Origin of the sequence: Streptomyces sp. WAC04114, assembly GCF_019733245.1 — a bacterium.
GTDB classification, from domain to species: domain Bacteria; phylum Actinomycetota; class Actinomycetes; order Streptomycetales; family Streptomycetaceae; genus Streptomyces; species Streptomyces massasporeus_A.
Genome location: NZ_JAIGQA010000015.1, coordinates 24031 through 38468 on the forward strand (window position 1 = coordinate 24031; position 14438 = coordinate 38468).

The following is a 14438-nucleotide window of genomic DNA, read 5'->3' on the forward strand; positions in this document are numbered from 1 at the left end:
AGGGACGTCCTCGGGTCAGGCCGCGACGGCCAGGCCCTCGGCGGTCACCCGGCGCGGCTGCACCACGCGTCCGTCCGGCAGCAGTTCGCCGGTGTCGTCGAAGACGACCGTCCCGTCGCACAGCAGGCTCCAGCCCTGCTCGGGGCGGGCGGCCACGACGTGCGCGGCGGGGGAGTCGGTCGCGGGGCACTGGGGCTGGTGGACACACATGGCGCACCTCCACGTCGGTAGGGCCGTCCGAAGGGTTCGGGCGACTCGTACAGACAGACCATCCTCCCGTGCCGAACTCATCGGAACGGCCCGGCGGGAAGCGTGACACGCCCAGGACATTCCCAGGACGGTTCCACGACGGCCGGGGCGGACTCGCCACCGAAGGGGTGAGGGTCACGGGCGCCGGCCCGGAGGGCCGGTACGAGTGGAAGCCGCATTCCACCCCTTTCGGGGGGTTTCCCCCATGCGTCTACGTCCCCTTCTCGGCGCGGCGGCCGGTGCCGCGCTGCTCCTGCTCACCGGCGCCGGCGCGGCGCCCGCCACCGCGTCCGCCCCCGCCCCGACCGGCACCGTGACGGTCGACGCGGTCGGCCGGATCACCGTCGACGGCACCGTCACCCTCTCCGGCACCTACCGCTGCGTGAGCTCCAGCGGCCCGGTCTTCGTCAGCTCCTCCGTCAGCCAGGGCGTGTCCACGACCCGATACGGCGTCGGCGGTACCCGGGCCGTGTGCGACGGCGCGGATCACCGCTGGGTGAACACCGGCCAGGTCACGCCCGGCGCGCTGGTAGCCGGGGCGGCCCGCGTCGAGGCCACCCTGATGGAGCTGCGTACCTTCAGTGACCTGCCGCTGCACAGCTTCCACACGGTCCAGGGGCAGAACGTCACCCTGACCCAGGCCTGAGCACCACCTGAAGGAAGCGGTGGGCGCCCCGGGTTCGGGTCGCCCGCCGATCCTATTTAATTGCGATGTCTTTGCAATAACCTAGCTGTGCAACAACCTGACTAGAGCAACAAGGGTGTGAGGTCACATGTCGACCCGTCGGATACGAGGGGCCGCCGTCACGGCGGCGCTGGCCACGGCGGTCACCGCCTGCTCGGCCCCCAGCGGCGGCGCCTCGGATGACGGCAAGTCCGCGGAGTCGGTGGTGCTCGGGGTGGCCTCCGAGCCGGACACCCTCAGCCCGCTGCTCGGCTACGGCAAGGACGGCAACTCCAAGATCTTCGACGGGCTCCTCGCCCGCGACGCCGACCTGAAGCTGAAGCCCGCACTGGCGTCCGCACTGCCGAAGATCACCGACGGCGGCCGCACCTACACCTACACCCTGCGCGACGGGGTCGAGTTCAGCGACGGCGAACCGCTGACACCCGCCGACGTCGTCCACACCTACCGGACCGTCCTGGACGCCAAGACCAACAACACCTTCAAGAGCGAGCTGGACGCGATCGAGGAGATCGAGGCGAGCGGCGACGACAAGGTCGTCTTCACGCTGAAGTACCCCTACGCCCCCTTCGCCGCCCGCACGGTCCTGCCCATCGTCCCCCAGCACATCACGGGGAAGCAGAACCCCAACACCGGCTCCTTCAACACCGAGCCGGTCGGCACCGGCCCGTACCTCCTCACCGGCTGGAGCAAGGGAGAGAAGCTCTCCTTCAAGGCCAACCCCCGCTACTGGGGCGGCAAGCCCGCGGTGAAGGCCTTCACCATGGCGGTCATCACCGACGACGACGTACGCGCCACCCGCCTGCGCTCCGGCGACCTCGACGGCGCGGTCCTCCCGCCCAACCTCGCCGCCACGTTCAAGGGCGACGACGCCAAACGCACCTACCAGGCCCGCTCCTACGACTTCCGGGCCGTCACGCTCCCCACCGCGCACAAGGTCACGGGCGACCGCGCGATCCGGCGGGCCCTCGACGCGGCCGTGGACCGCGAGGCCATGACCGCCAAGATCCTCGACGGCGCGGGCCGCCCCGCCTACGGGCCGCTGCCCGTCGACGACCCCGCCTTCAGCGACGACATCGAGCGCGCCCAGGACCTCGGCAAGGCCGGGAAGATCCTGGACGAGGCCGGCTGGAAGCCCGGCAAGGACGGCATCCGCAGCCGGGACGGACAGCGGGCCGCCTTCAGCCTGCTCTACCCCTCCGGCGACAAGGTCCGCCAGGACCACGCCCTCGCGTACGCCTCCGACGCCAAGAAGGCCGGCATCGACGTGAAGGTGGAGAGCGCCACCTGGGAGGTCATCGAGCCGCGCATGAAGGACACCGCCGTCCTCGCGGGCTTCGGCAGCACCGGCGACCCCGACTTCGGCCTCTACACCCTGCTGCACTCCTCCCTCGCCGGCGACGGCTTCAACAACATGGCCCGCTACGACAACCCGGCCGTGGACCGCGCCCTGGACAAGGGCCGCCGCAGCCAGGACCCGGCCGAGCGCACATCCGCCTACGGCACACTGCAGCGCGCCCTGGTGCAGGACCCCGGCTACACCTTCCTCACCCACATCGACCACCTCTACGTCCTGGCCGACCGCTGGGACGGCCTGGACACCCAACTGGAGCCGCACGAACACGGCTTCGCCAGCGGCCCCTGGTGGAACATCGAGGACTGGCAGCCGAAGAAGTGACCCGACTCCCCTGGGGAGCGATGGCACGACTGGCGGGACGGCGGGCCCTGTTCGCCGTCCCCGTCCTGCTCGTCGTCACCTTCGGCGTGTTCGCCATCGCCGCCGCCTCCCCGTTCGACCCCGTCAAGGCCTACGCCGGCACCGCCGCGCTCGGCGCCGACCAGCAGACCCTGGACCGGCTGCGCGAGAACCTCGGCGTGGACCGGCCCTTCGCCGCCCGCTGGTGGCACTGGCTGACCTCCGCGCTCACCGGCGACCTCGGCCACTCCAGCGTCATGCGGCAGCCGGTCGCCCAGGTCATCGGCGAACGGCTCGTGTGGTCCGCGCTGCTGTGCGCCGTCGCCTTCGCCGCCGCCGTCCTGGTGGGCACCCTGCTCGGCGTGCTCGCCGCCCGCCGCCCCGGCTCGCTCGTCGACCGGACCGTCACCTCCCTCGCCTACACCCTGGAGGCGGCCCCGGTCTTCTGGATCGCACTGCTCGCCATCTGGCTGTTCGCCCTCCGGTGGGGCGTCCTGCCGGCGGGCGGCCTGACCGACACCGGCAGCGCACAGGTCACGCCCGGCCAGGTCACCAGCCATCTCGTCCTGCCCGCCGGTGTCCTCGCCGTGTCCCAACTGCCGTGGTTCACCCTGTACGTCCGCCAGGGCGTGGGCGACGCCCTGGCGGAGGACCCCGTGCGCGGCGCCCGGGCCCGGGGGCTGAGCGAACGCACCGTCCTGCTCGGCCACGCCCTGCGCTCCGGGCTGCTGCCGGTGCTCACGCTCATCGGCTCCCGCGTCCCCGAACTCATCACCGGCGCCCTGCTGGTGGAGAGCGTCTTCAGCTGGCCGGGCATCGCCGCCGCCACCGTCGAGGCGGCCACCGCCGTCGACTTCCCGCTGCTCGCCGCCCTGACGACCCTGGCCACCGCCGCCGTGCTCGCCGGGAACCTGCTCGCCGACCTGCTCTACGGATTGTTCGACCCGAGGGTGAAGCTCAGTGACATGTGACGCACCGGCGCCCCCCGGCGCCCCGGCCGAGCCCGAGTGGCGCGCACACGGCCCGAAACGCCGCTCCACCCGTGCCCTGCGCGTGCGCACCTCCGCCGCGCTGGTGGCCGCGACCGTCCTCGCGGTGCTGCTCGTGCCGCCGCTGGCCCAGCTCGACCAGCAGGCCGTCGACCTGGCCGCCAAGCTGCAACCACCCTCCTGGACGCACCCGTTCGGCACCGACGACGTCGGCCGCGACCTGCTGCTGCGCTGCGTCTACGGCCTGCGCGTCTCGCTGCTCGTCGGAGTGGCGGCGGCGCTGACCGCGACCGTGGTCGGCACGGCCGTGGGCGCGGCGGCCGGGGCGCTGGGCGGCTGGGCCGACCGGGCCCTGATGCGGGTGGTCGACACGTTCTCGTCCGTGCCGCACCTGCTGCTCGGCATCTTCATCGTCGCCCTGTTCCGCCCCGGGGTGTGGCCGGTGGTGATCTCGGTCGCGCTGACCCACTGGCTGTCCACGGCCCGGATCGTGCGCGCCGAGGTGCTGTCGCTGCGATCCCGGCCGTACATCGACGCGGCCGTCTCCGGCGGGGCGTCCCGGTGGCGGGTGGCCGTACGGCACCTCCTGCCCGCCGTCCTGCCACAGGCCGCGCTCGCCGCCGTGCTGATGGTGCCGCACGCCATGTGGCACGAGTCGGCCCTGTCCTTCCTCGGCCTCGGGCTGCCCACCCACACGGCGAGCCTCGGCACCCTGATCCAGGGCGCCCGCGGCTCCCTCCTCGCCGGCCAGTGGTGGCCCACCCTCTTTCCCGGTCTCTTCCTCATCGTCCCCACCCTCGCCATCGCCGGACTCGCCGGGGCGTGGCGGGAGCGGATCAACCCACGTCACCGATCGGAGCTGATGCTGTGAGCGCCGGTACGCGATGCACGACCCCCGTGCTGTCCGTGCGCGGCCTGTCCGTGCGGTTCCTCATGCCCGGCGGGCGCCGCGTCGCCGCCGTCACCGACGCGCGCTTCGACGTGGCGCCCGGCGAGTGCCTGGCCCTGATCGGCGAGAGCGGCTGCGGCAAGTCCGTGCTGGCCTCCGCCCTGCTCGGTCTGCTCCCCGGCAACGCCCGGACCGCCGGCTCGGCCCTGCTCGGCGACCTGGACCTGCTCACGGCCGACGAGCGGACCCTCGCCCGCACCGTACGAGGGCGGCTCATCGGCCTCGTACCGCAGAGCCCGGCCGCCCACCTCACCCCGGTCCGCACCGTCCGCTCACAACTGGAGGAGACGGTCGCCGCGTTGACCGCGACCCGGGGCCGCGCCGCTCTGCGTGCCGCCGCCGAGGCCGCCGCCGAACGGGCCGCGTTCCCCGCCGACCACCTCGACCGCCACCCCCACCAGCTGTCCGGCGGCCTCGCCCAGCGGGCAGCCACCGCCCTCGCCCTGGTCGGCGACGCGCCGCTGCTGCTCGCCGACGAACCGACCACCGGACTCGACCGCGACCTCGTGGACCGTACGGTCGACGAACTGCGGCGGCACGTCGACGACCCGGGCGGCCAGGGCGGCGGACGGGCCCTGCTGATGATCACCCACGACCTGTCGGCCGCCGAGCGCATCGCGGACCGGGTCGCGGTCATGTACGCGGGACGGATCGTCGAACTCGCCGACGTCACCGCCTTCTTCGGCGCCCCCGGCCCCCGCCACCCCTACAGCCGCGCCCTGCTCCAGGCCCTGCCCGACCGCGCCTTCGCCCCCGTCCCGGGCATGCCGCCCGAACTGGGCGACCTCCCGGCCGGCTGCGCCTTCGCCGCCCGCTGCGGCCGGGCCACCGACACCTGCGCGGCCCCGCCGCCCGCCGGCCCGGTCGCCTGCCACCATCCGCACGTGCCGGAGGACATCCGTGCTTGAACTGCGCTCCATCACCGCCGGATACACCAGGAACGCGCCGGTGGTCCGGGACGTCTCCCTCACCGTCTCCGCGGGCGAGTCCGTCGGTCTGCTGGGCCCGAGCGGCTGCGGCAAGTCCACCCTCGCGCGGGTCGCGGCCCTGCTGCACCGTCCCGACTCCGGCACCCTGCTCCTCGACGGCGAGCCCGTACGGCACTGGCGGCACCGCGCCCCACGCGCCCTGCGCACCGCCTTCGGGGTCGTCTTCCAGCAGGCCAGGCTCTCCGCGGACCCCCGGCTGCCGCTCACCGACCTGATCGCCGAGCCGCTGTGGGCCACCGGCCGCGGCAGGGAAGCCGCCCACCGGGTCGCCGAGTTGGCCCCCGTCGTCGGCCTCACCCCCGACCTGCTCACCAGGCGGCCGCACGAGGTCAGCGACGGCCAGCTGCAGCGCGCCTGCCTCGCCCGGGCCCTGGTGCTGCGCCCACGCCTGCTGGTGTGCGACGAGATGACCGCGATGCTCGACGCCTCCACCGCGGCGGCCCTGGTCGCGGCCGTCGAGGGCTACCGGGCCGCGACCGGGGCCGCCCTGCTGGCCGTCGGCCACGACCGCACCCTGCTGGAGCGCTGGTGCGACCGCACCGTCCACTGGGACGCCCTGGCCTGAGACGTCCCGGACGGCGGCCGCGACGAGCTGCGTCAGTGGTCGTCCCAGTGGCCCTCGTGGGCGGCGTGACGGTGGCCGTCGTGCACGTAGTCCGTGTGGTCGCCGTGCCGCACGGCCAGGTGGCCGCAGTCGTCGCCGTGCTCGTGGTCGTGGTTCCGGTGCACCGTGTGGTGGCCGTCCGCGCACTCGTCGGCGTGGCCGTCGTGCATCCGGTGGATGTGGCCGTCGTGGGCGTAGTCGGTGTGGTCACCGTGGGCGAAGGCGAGGTGGCCGCAGTCGTCGCCGTGGGCGTGCGCGTGGTTCTCATGGGTGCTGTGCTCGGCGGTGGTCATGGGGGCTCCTCGCATGGGGGGTGCCGCTCGGGGCGCTTCCGCCTGGGGCGGCATTCGACATCACCATAAGACGACATCTGCATGCATGGTAGAAATCTCCGCCCTTGCCTGCCATCCGGCGCAGGCCGCCCGGGCCACGCCCAGGTCAGCGCACCGCCACGACCACACAGCTGTCTCCGTACTGCCACACCGGTCCGGCCGTGCCGAAGCCCGCCCGCCGGAGCAGCTCCAGATGGGCCGAGAGGGGAAGTCCGGCGGGGCGGCCGGTGCCGAGGAGGGCGTCACGCCGTCGGCGCTCCGCGAGAAGGTCGGCCAGCTCAGGGTCGTCGCCGACGGCGGCCCACCAGGAGCTCCAGTCCTCGTGGGCGAAGACGCGCTGCCGGTCGGCCCGGCACCGCCCGACGTGGGCCGCGATCCCGGCCGGGCCATTCTCGCCCTGGGGGAGGTGGTCGCCGTTGACGAGGACGCCCCCGGGGCGCATCAGCTCGGCCAGCTGCCGGTAGGTGGCGAGCAGGGTGTCGTGGTCGAGGTAGTGCAGGGCCGTCGTGGAGACCGCCGCGTCCAGGGGCCGGTCCAGTTCCAGCGCCCACGTCCAGCCGGGCGCGCCGATCTCGGCGTCGACGTAGCGGGCCGCGTCCGGGTGGTGGGTGCGGCCCAGTTCCAGCAGGACGGGGTCCCGGTCCACGGCCACGATCTCGGCGTCCGGCAACCGCCGGACGAGCCGGGCAGCGAGGGAGCCGGGCCCGCAGCCCAGGTCCACGACGAGGGGCGGGGCCGCGCGCCCCGCCGTGACGTGCTCGACGACGTCGGCGATCACCGTGAACCGCTCCTCGCGGTCGACGGCGTACCGCTGCTGCTGGAGCTCCCAGCGCTCCACCCATCGCTCCGCCGTCGCCAGACTCAGCCCCATCCGGTCGTGCCACCTCGCCGTCTCGCACCTGACTCCTGCGGCCCGAGCCTACAGGTGGAAACGGTTCTCATTACGCATGACGGCCGTGCGGAAGGGGGGAGTCAGGCGAGCGAGGCGAGAACGGACAGCAGCCGGTCGATCTCCTCGCCCGTGTTGTACACATGCAGACTCACCCGCACCGAACCGGTCTTCTCGCCCGCGTCGCCCTGGCAGTGATGGTCGGAACGGACCATGAAACCGTGGCTGAACAGGATGAACCCGAGGTCGCCCGAGTCGATGGAACGGTGCCGCAGGGTCACGATGCCCTGGCGGCGCTGGACGTCCGTGCCGGCGGCCAGGCTGAGCGGGCAGCCGAGGATCTCGTAGGCGTCCAGCCGGCGCAGCCCCTCGGTGAGCCGGGTCGCCAGATCGGCCGTCCAGCGCTCGATCCGGTCGACACCGGCCGCGTCCAGCCAGTCCAGGGCCGCTTCGAGCGAGGCGATGCCCACGGTGTTCGGGGTGCCGCTCCAGCCGCCGGGTACGAAGGCGGGCCCGCGCGCCTGCCGGGCCCACACCGCCCCGGACCCGGGCAGGGCCAGTGCCTTGTGCCCGGAGAACACCACGAAGTCCACGTCCAACTCGCCCACCGTCACCGGCAGATGACCCACGCTCTGCGCGGCGTCCAGACAGATCACCGCGTCGGGGCCGACGGCCTCGCGGATACGCCGCACGTTCATGTCGCCGCCGTACACGTGGTGCACATGGGTGGTGGCGACGAACCGCGTGCGCGGGCCCGCCCGTTCGGCCAGCGCCCGGTGGTCGTAGTCCCCGGAGCCGCTCTGGTACGGCATCGACACCACCCGGACGTGCACGCCCTCGCGCGCGAGCGACTCCCTGGCCTCCAGCCACGGTGTGATGTTGGCCTGGTGGTCGGCGTCCGGCACGACGATCTCGTCGCCGTCGCGCAGGAACCCCGGCAGCCAGTCGCGGGCGACGGTCCGCAGCCCCTCGGTGGTGCCGCTCGTGAAGTGGACTGCGGAGCACTCGGGTTGAGGGTCTCCGAGGAACCGGGCGACGCGTTCGCGGGTCCGCTCCACCAGCTCCGTCGTCCGGTTGGCCCAGGTGTAGGTGCCGCGTGCGGCGTTGGCGTTGGACGTGGTCAGATACGTCTGCACCGCGTCCAGCACGGCCCGCGGCTTCTGCGCCGTGGCCGCGCTGTCCAGGTAGGCCAGCTCGGGGTGCCCGGTGACGATGGGGAACTCCTCGCGCAGCGCCTGCTGCCACGGGTGCAGATCCTCGCGGGTGATCGGTGCGCTCATGCCGGTCAGTCCCGCACCAGGGGGGCGCCCGCGTCCCGCCAGGCGATGACGCCGCCGGCCAGGCTGCGCACGTCCGGGTGGCCCATCCGGGTCAGCAGCGCCGCGTACCGCGCGGACTGCTCACCGACCGGGCAGGCCAGCAGCACCGGCTGGCGTCGGCTGAACGGCAGCCCGCCCCGCAGGAGTTCGGCGAACAGCTCGTCGACGATGTTGACCGACCCGTCGATGTGCAGCGCCGCGTAGGCGAACGGGCTGCGCAGGTCGACCACGAGCGGCCGGTCGGTGTCGATCCAGCGCCGGGCGTCGGCCACGCCGATCGACGGCGCCGCGCCGATCTCGGCGTCCGACAGGTCGGCCGGCGAGTTCTTCCGGATCGGCCGGCCCAGCAGATCGGGGCGCCGCTGCCGGACGTAGCTGAGATAGCTCTCCACGCGGTCGCAGACGATGAACACCGCCGTCCGGCGCTCGGTCAACTCCTCGTCCAGAGAACGCAGATGGCGGACCGCGCCGAAATAGGCGGCCCCTCCGGTGGGGCCGCCGAGGATGCCGCAGCGGCGGTTCAGGGTGAGCATGCCCTCGATCGCCTCGTCGGCGCTCACCGACTCCATCGCGTCGTACGTCTCCGGATCGAACAGGCCGACCTCCTGCACCTCGTCGATGGTGCGGATCCCGGGGATGAAGTCGGACTTGGCCCCGACCAGCCCGAGCACCCGCACGGACGGGTCCTCCTCGCGCAGGGCGCGGGCTACGCCCGTGGAGGATCCGGCGGTGCCCACGCAGGCCACGAACCAGTCCGGGACCCGTCCGTCCAGGTCCTTGACGATCTCCGGCCCGGTGCCGGTGAGATGGGCCTCGGTGTTGCGCGGGTTGAAGTACTGGTCGGTGTGCAGATAGGCACTGCCGGAGGCCGACAGCGTCCGGTGGAACAGGGTCAGCGGATCGTCCGTGGCGGTCGGGTCCAGGCACTCGCTCTGCCCCGGCAGCTCCTCGATCTCCGCGCCGAGCAGCAGCAGGAGGTCCTTGATCTCCGGGACCCGCATCCGGTTGGTCACGCTCTTGAAGCCCAGGCCGTGCATGCCCGCGATGACCGCGAGGGCCTTGGCGGTGTTGCCGCTGGACAACTCCACGACCTGGCTGCCGTGTTCGACCGCCTCGTCCAGCAGGGGCCGCGCCATGCTCCAGGCCGCCCGGTCCTTGACCGAGCCGAACGGGTTGAGCATCTCCAGCTTGGCGTACAGGTCGATGTTCCGCAGGCCGTGCACGGCCGGGTCGATCCGCACCAGTGGGGTGTTGCCTATCGCCTCGGTGATGCTGTCGTACCTCACTGGGCTCCCCCCGAGGGCGTGATCGGCCAGAACTGGTCGTCGAGGCACCAGCGCCACGCGTCGCCGTCCTGCCAGGCGGCGACCTTGCGGGCGGCGGGCTGCTGCTGGGCGCGCGTGGCGTGGAAGTCCATGGCGTAGCCCGCGGTGTTGGCGAAGGCGAGCAGGTCACCGGGTTCCGGGCGGCGCGGCAGGAACACCGTGCGCCGGGTGATGAGGTCGGTCTCCAGGCAGAGGCTGCCGAAGAGGTGCACGGCGACGGCCCCCCCACCCGGCCCGGCTCCGCTTCTGGGGACGACCACCGGGTCCATCAGCACTCCGTGGTCCTCCAGGGCGATGTCGTCCGCCTTCGCGGCCAGCCGTACGAGCAGTTCCCCGCCGGGTTCCGGGCCGCGGACCTCCAGGACCCGCGCCAGGGTGAGTCCGCACTGGTCCAGCAGGGCCCGGCCGGGCTCGGTGTGCAGGTCGCACAGGTGCTCCAGCAGCAGCGCGGCCAGCGGGCGTCCACCCAGCGAGGCGGCCGGCTGGGCCAGCAGCTCGTCCAGGTAGGCGGCTCCGGCGGTGGAGCGGTGGGCGGGGTAGAGGCCCAGCGCGCCGCGCAGGGTGCCGGACTCGTTGCGCAGCCCGTAGCCGTGCCCGCCCCACGTCAGGGGCGGACGCCGGCCGAGAACGGCCGCGGTGAGCCCGCTCGTGTACGCCTCCCACTGCTCCCGCTCGGCGAGGTAGCTGATGCCGAACCCGCCGCCGACGTCCACGGCCCGGGGCCGCAGACCCCGGCTCCGGCACAACTCCAGAGCCGCCAGGCACCCTTCGAGGGCCGTCGCCTTCTCCGCGACGCTCGTCGTGTCCAGATGGAAGGCCACCCCCGTCGGATCGACCGCGTTACCGTGCCGCTCGACCGCCTCCAGCAGCAGCTTCAACTCCCGTACCGGCGTACCGAAACGGCTGCGCCGGCTCAGCACCTTCACGCCCGACGCCTCGAAGCCCGACAGCCGCAGCAGCACCCGTACCGGGGCGAGTCCGTGCCCCCGCACCAGGGCGGCGAGCCCGTCCAGCTCGGCGACACCGTCGACCCCGACCGTGACACCCGTACGCGCCGCCAGCCACAGGAACTCGGGGTTCTTCGGCCCGGTGGCCGTGATCCGGTCGGCGCCGAAACCGGCACCCAGCGCGTGCTGCAACTCGCCCAGCGACGCGACGTCCACGCCCGCGTCCGTCGCCGCGAGCCGCCGCAGCAGTGCACTGGAGCGGTTGGCCTTGTGGGCGTAGAAGACCTGCCCCGAAAGGTGGTGCGCCCGGTACACCGACCGGAACCGCTCCAGGTTCTCGGCGATCTGGTCCGGCACCACGATGTGCAGGGGTGAACCGAGTGCGTCGACGATCGAGTGCAGCGTGCCGTGCGCCGCCACGAGCGACCTCAGCCGTGGCTCCAGCCGCGGTTCGAGGTACAAGGGCCGGCCGTCCATGCGCGCTCCCCCTCCTGAAGCCGCTGCGCCCGGCATCCGGGCACGTCGGACACTCCCCGCGTTTCGCCGTATACCCCCTATCCATTCTTCGGTCGCTTTACGCCCTGTACGGCACCCGGACCTGTCCGGGCGTCGGTGTGAAGCGGACCACGACCCCGAGGTGCGGCGCGCGCCCGGCGCACGCAGCTCAGTTCGTCCGGAAGCCGTTCGCTCACGGTCGCACGCCCGTGACATTCGGGACGGATCCGTAGCGGGCGTACAGGGCAACGGTCGCGGGTGGTGGCGGGTCGTACGGGGGGCAAGGGCAAGGCCCGCGCATGCGACCGGGGAAATTCGACCGGGGAAACCGATCGAGACGGAACAGAGGAAGACCAATGGGAGAGACCATGCAGATCCGCACCCGAGCCATCCGCACCACCGTGGCCGCGCTGGCGGCCGTCGCCGGTGTGGCCGCGGCCGCCGTCCCGGCCACCGCCGCCACCGCACCGGCCCCCGACACGCCCCGATTCCTGGAGCCGGCCGAGCTGCCGCCGCACCCGTCCTCGCCCTGGTACGCCGGAGCGGTCACGGCCGGTCAGCCCGACCCGCTGCCGATGTGCGTGGGCGACGCGCTGCCGTCCATCACCTCGCACCGGGAGTACTGGACGGAGTTCGACACCAACGCCCAGCAGCTCACGGTCGAGGGGCGCAGCGAACAGTGGGCGAAGGACTTCGCGGCGCTGCTGCGCAAGGACCTGGCCGGCTGCGCGAAGAAGCTGATGCGGCAGGACCCCGACATCACCGCGACACAGAAGTACTACGGCCGGCTCAACGTCGAGGAGGGCGCCGACGTCTACGGCATCCACACTGCCTCCGCCTGGGGCTCCTCCGACATCGGCCTCTTCTCGGTCGGCCGCGACGGAGCGACCGTCACCATCGTCCGGTGGGGCCAGATGGGCACCTTCCAGCACGCCCGGGTGGCCGACTTCAAGGCCACGACCGTCACGGCGGTGAACAAGCTGTACTGACCGCTCAGCCCCCGGGCGGCCCGGTGGGGGCGTCGTACCCGCGGCCTGCTGGTCCACGGCGGCGGACCGGTGCCGGTCTCCGTCAGCCGCATCAGAAGGCGGACGACCCACCCGGTATGTTGATCCGGCCTTATGAAGAAACCGTGCGGGTCGGAGCGTGATGCAGGACACACAGGAACGCTCCCCGGAAGCGCCCGTGGCCGCTGAGCCGGGTGCCCACGCCTGGTCGCGGCACTGGCCGCTCCTGCTGGGCGCCGCCGTACTGCCCGGCCTGGTGCTCTACCTCGTCGGGCGTTGGGGGGAGGCGCCCGCGGTACAGGCATGGCGTACGGTCGCGCTCTCCGTGACGGTGCAGGCGGTGCCGTTCCTGCTGCTGGGCACCGCGCTGTCCGGGGCGATCAACGCGTTCGTCCCGGCATCCGTGTTCACCCGGCTGCTGCCGAAGCGCCCCGCGTTGGCGGTGCCGGTCGCCGGTGCCGCGGGGGTGGTGCTCCCCGGCTGTGAGTGCGCGTCCGTGCCGGTCGCGAGCAGCCTGATCGGGCGCGGCGTCGCGCCCGCCGCCGCGTTCGCCTTCCTGCTGTCCGCCCCGGCCGTCAACCCGATCGTCCTGACCGCCACGGCCATCGCCTTCCCCGGCCGCCCCGAGATGGTGGCGGCGCGGCTGCTCGCCTCGCTACTGGCGGCCGCCGCGATGGGCTGGCTGTGGCTCTGGCTCGGCAAGGAGGAGTGGCTGCGGCCGGCGGGCCGGCACACCGGACACCAGCCGGGCCACAGCCGCTGGACCGAGTTCCGCAGCGGCTTCCAGCACGACTTCCTCCACGCCGGCGGCTTCCTGGTGGTGGGGGCGCTGGCCGCGGCCACCTTCAACGTCGCCGTGCCACCCTCGGTCCTCGGTGCGTTCGCCGACTCGGCCTGGTGGTCGGTGCTCTTCCTCGCCGCGCTGGCCATCCTGCTCGCGGTCTGCTCGGAGGCGGACGCGTTCGTGGCGGCCTCCCTGTCCGGGTTCTCGCCGGTGGCACAACTGACGTTCATGGTGGTCGGACCGATGGTCGACGTGAAGCTCATCGCCCTGCAGACGGGCACGTTCGGGCGGGCCTTCGCCGTCCGCTTCTCCGCCGCCACGACGGTGGTGGCGATCACGTGCAGTGTGCTGATCGGAGGAGTGCTGCTGTGAAGCGGCCCGTACAGGTGGTCCTGCTCGTCCTCAGCGGTCTCGGCCTGCTGCAAGCGTCGCTCTTCACCGACGTGTTCCTGCGGTACGTGAAGCCGGGCATGCGTCCGCTGCTCATCGTCTCGGGGGCCGTGCTGCTGGCACTGGGGCTGGCGGAGGCATGGAGCGCGTACCGCACGGCGCGCCGCGACGAAGGGCACCCCCCTCCCCACGTCGCGTGGCTCCTCTTCCTCCCCGCCCTGAGCCTCCTCTGTTACGCCCCACCCGCTCTCGGCTCCTACACCGCGGCCCGCGAGGCGCCCCGGGTCGCCGAACCGAGGGAGGCGGGGGACGAGGACTTCGAACCGCTGCCCGCGGCCTCACCCGTCCCGATCACCCTGGGCGACTTCACCCGGCGCGTGCGGCAGGACCGCACCATGGCCATCAAGGAGCGCACCGTGCGGATGACGGGCTTCGTGACGCCCGCCGACGAAGGAGACAGCTGGTACCTGACCCGCCTGATGCTCAACTGCTGCGCGGCGGACGCCCAGTCGGTGAAGGTGCGGGTGCACGGAGCAGTGGCGCCGAAGGCGGACACCTGGGTGACGGTGACGGGCACCTGGCACCCCGGCGGCACCTTGGGCACGAACTCCGCCGAGGTCGCCCTCGACGTCAGCGAGGTGAAGAAGGTGCAGCGCCCCTCGAACAGCTACATGGACGCGCTCCCGCTCGGCTGACCCCGGCCGGCGGTCAGCAGGAGCGGCGGGGCTCTCAGCCTCCGTGAACAAGACACGCCGATGGACTGTCCGGTCGACGAGATCCACGGCAGCT

Annotated in this window: 15 protein-coding genes; 9 read left to right on the plus strand and 6 right to left on the minus strand. The window is 72.9% G+C overall.

Annotated features, from left to right (window positions below):
• Window positions 1-15 precede the first annotated feature (15 nt).
• Window positions 16-210: a DUF5999 family protein gene (locus K4G64_RS07005; RefSeq protein ID WP_221755153.1), complete on the minus strand. Its 195-nt coding sequence runs from the start codon at window positions 208-210 to the stop codon at window positions 16-18.
• A 244-nt stretch (window positions 211-454) separates the two neighbouring features.
• On the opposite strand from K4G64_RS07005, the gene K4G64_RS07010 reads away from it, so the two are divergent.
• From K4G64_RS07010 to K4G64_RS07035, 6 genes are all read left to right on the plus strand, one after another.
• Window positions 455-895, plus strand: a complete 441-nt coding sequence (locus K4G64_RS07010) for a DUF6299 family protein (RefSeq protein ID WP_221755154.1) — start codon at window positions 455-457, stop codon at window positions 893-895.
• A gap of 127 nt (window positions 896-1022) precedes the next feature.
• Complete coding sequence (locus K4G64_RS07015; RefSeq protein WP_221755155.1) at window positions 1023-2612, plus strand: ABC transporter substrate-binding protein; 1590 nt, start codon at window positions 1023-1025, stop codon at window positions 2610-2612.
• 20 nt (window positions 2613-2632) lie between these two features.
• Window positions 2633-3601, plus strand: a complete 969-nt coding sequence (locus K4G64_RS07020) for an ABC transporter permease (protein ID WP_221755156.1) — start codon at window positions 2633-2635, stop codon at window positions 3599-3601.
• Window positions 3591-4490: an ABC transporter permease gene (locus K4G64_RS07025; protein ID WP_221755157.1), complete on the plus strand. Its 900-nt coding sequence runs from the start codon at window positions 3591-3593 to the stop codon at window positions 4488-4490. Before K4G64_RS07020 ends, K4G64_RS07025 begins: the two co-directional genes overlap by 11 nt.
• A gap of 62 nt (window positions 4491-4552) precedes the next feature.
• Window positions 4553-5476 carry an ABC transporter ATP-binding protein gene (locus K4G64_RS07030; protein WP_221755184.1) on the plus strand — a complete coding sequence of 308 codons (924 nt, stop codon included), beginning with the start codon at window positions 4553-4555 and terminating at the stop codon, window positions 5474-5476.
• Window positions 5469-6122, plus strand: a complete 654-nt coding sequence (locus tag K4G64_RS07035; RefSeq protein WP_221755158.1) for an ABC transporter ATP-binding protein — start codon at window positions 5469-5471, stop codon at window positions 6120-6122. The genes K4G64_RS07030 and K4G64_RS07035 overlap by 8 nt, the downstream gene beginning before the upstream one ends.
• A gap of 32 nt (window positions 6123-6154) precedes the next feature.
• Here the strand turns inward: K4G64_RS07035 and K4G64_RS07040 are convergent, their stop codons facing one another.
• From K4G64_RS07040 to K4G64_RS07060, 5 genes are all read right to left on the minus strand, one after another.
• Window positions 6155-6454 (minus strand): hypothetical protein, encoded by a 300-nt coding sequence (locus K4G64_RS07040; protein ID WP_221755159.1) that lies wholly within the window; start codon window positions 6452-6454, stop codon window positions 6155-6157.
• A 145-nt stretch (window positions 6455-6599) separates the two neighbouring features.
• Window positions 6600-7364: a trans-aconitate 2-methyltransferase gene (locus K4G64_RS07045; RefSeq protein WP_221755160.1), complete on the minus strand. Its 765-nt coding sequence runs from the start codon at window positions 7362-7364 to the stop codon at window positions 6600-6602.
• Between the two features lie 101 nt (window positions 7365-7465).
• Window positions 7466-8662, minus strand: a complete 1197-nt coding sequence (locus K4G64_RS07050) for an aminotransferase class V-fold PLP-dependent enzyme (protein ID WP_221755161.1) — start codon at window positions 8660-8662, stop codon at window positions 7466-7468.
• A gap of 5 nt (window positions 8663-8667) precedes the next feature.
• Window positions 8668-9987, minus strand: coding sequence for a pyridoxal-phosphate dependent enzyme (locus K4G64_RS07055; protein ID WP_221755162.1), 1320 nt, complete (start codon window positions 9985-9987; stop codon window positions 8668-8670).
• A complete protein-coding gene (locus K4G64_RS07060) occupies window positions 9984-11450 on the minus strand; it encodes an alanine racemase (protein ID WP_221755163.1) in 1467 nt (488 codons plus the stop codon). The genes K4G64_RS07055 and K4G64_RS07060 overlap by 4 nt, the downstream gene beginning before the upstream one ends.
• A gap of 374 nt (window positions 11451-11824) precedes the next feature.
• Here K4G64_RS07060 and K4G64_RS07065 point away from each other — a divergent pair, with 374 nt between their 5' ends.
• The 3 genes from K4G64_RS07065 to K4G64_RS07075 all read left to right on the plus strand — a co-directional run bounded on the left by K4G64_RS07065 (window position 11825) and on the right by K4G64_RS07075 (window position 14344).
• Window positions 11825-12457, plus strand: coding sequence for a hypothetical protein (locus tag K4G64_RS07065; RefSeq protein WP_221755164.1), 633 nt, complete (start codon window positions 11825-11827; stop codon window positions 12455-12457).
• Window positions 12458-12617: 160 nt separating this feature from the next.
• Window positions 12618-13631, plus strand: coding sequence for a permease (locus tag K4G64_RS07070; protein ID WP_221755165.1), 1014 nt, complete (start codon window positions 12618-12620; stop codon window positions 13629-13631).
• Entirely contained in the window at window positions 13628-14344 is a 717-nt protein-coding gene (locus tag K4G64_RS07075; RefSeq protein ID WP_221755166.1) for a TIGR03943 family protein, read from the plus strand. Before K4G64_RS07070 ends, K4G64_RS07075 begins: the two co-directional genes overlap by 4 nt.
• Window positions 14345-14438: the final 94 nt, after the last annotated feature.

Bases quoted from the DNA above. Each gene is read 5' to 3' on its own strand.
- K4G64_RS07005 (WP_221755153.1), bottom strand. From the start codon at position 210: ATGTGTGTCCACCAGCCCCAGTGCCCCGCGACCGACTCCCCCGCCGCG.
- K4G64_RS07010 (WP_221755154.1), top strand. From the start codon at position 455: ATGCGTCTACGTCCCCTTCTCGGCGCGGCGGCCGGTGCCGCGCTGCTC.
- K4G64_RS07015 (WP_221755155.1), top strand. From the start codon at position 1,023: ATGTCGACCCGTCGGATACGAGGGGCCGCCGTCACGGCGGCGCTGGCC.
- K4G64_RS07020 (WP_221755156.1), top strand. From the start codon at position 2,633: ATGGCACGACTGGCGGGACGGCGGGCCCTGTTCGCCGTCCCCGTCCTG.
- K4G64_RS07030 (WP_221755184.1), top strand. From the start codon at position 4,553: ATGCCCGGCGGGCGCCGCGTCGCCGCCGTCACCGACGCGCGCTTCGAC.
- K4G64_RS07040 (WP_221755159.1), bottom strand. From the start codon at position 6,454: ATGACCACCGCCGAGCACAGCACCCATGAGAACCACGCGCACGCCCAC.
- K4G64_RS07045 (WP_221755160.1), bottom strand. From the start codon at position 7,364: ATGGGGCTGAGTCTGGCGACGGCGGAGCGATGGGTGGAGCGCTGGGAG.
- K4G64_RS07050 (WP_221755161.1), bottom strand. From the start codon at position 8,662: ATGAGCGCACCGATCACCCGCGAGGATCTGCACCCGTGGCAGCAGGCG.
- K4G64_RS07060 (WP_221755163.1), bottom strand. From the start codon at position 11,450: ATGGACGGCCGGCCCTTGTACCTCGAACCGCGGCTGGAGCCACGGCTG.
- K4G64_RS07065 (WP_221755164.1), top strand. From the start codon at position 11,825: ATGGGAGAGACCATGCAGATCCGCACCCGAGCCATCCGCACCACCGTG.
- K4G64_RS07070 (WP_221755165.1), top strand. From the start codon at position 12,618: ATGCAGGACACACAGGAACGCTCCCCGGAAGCGCCCGTGGCCGCTGAG.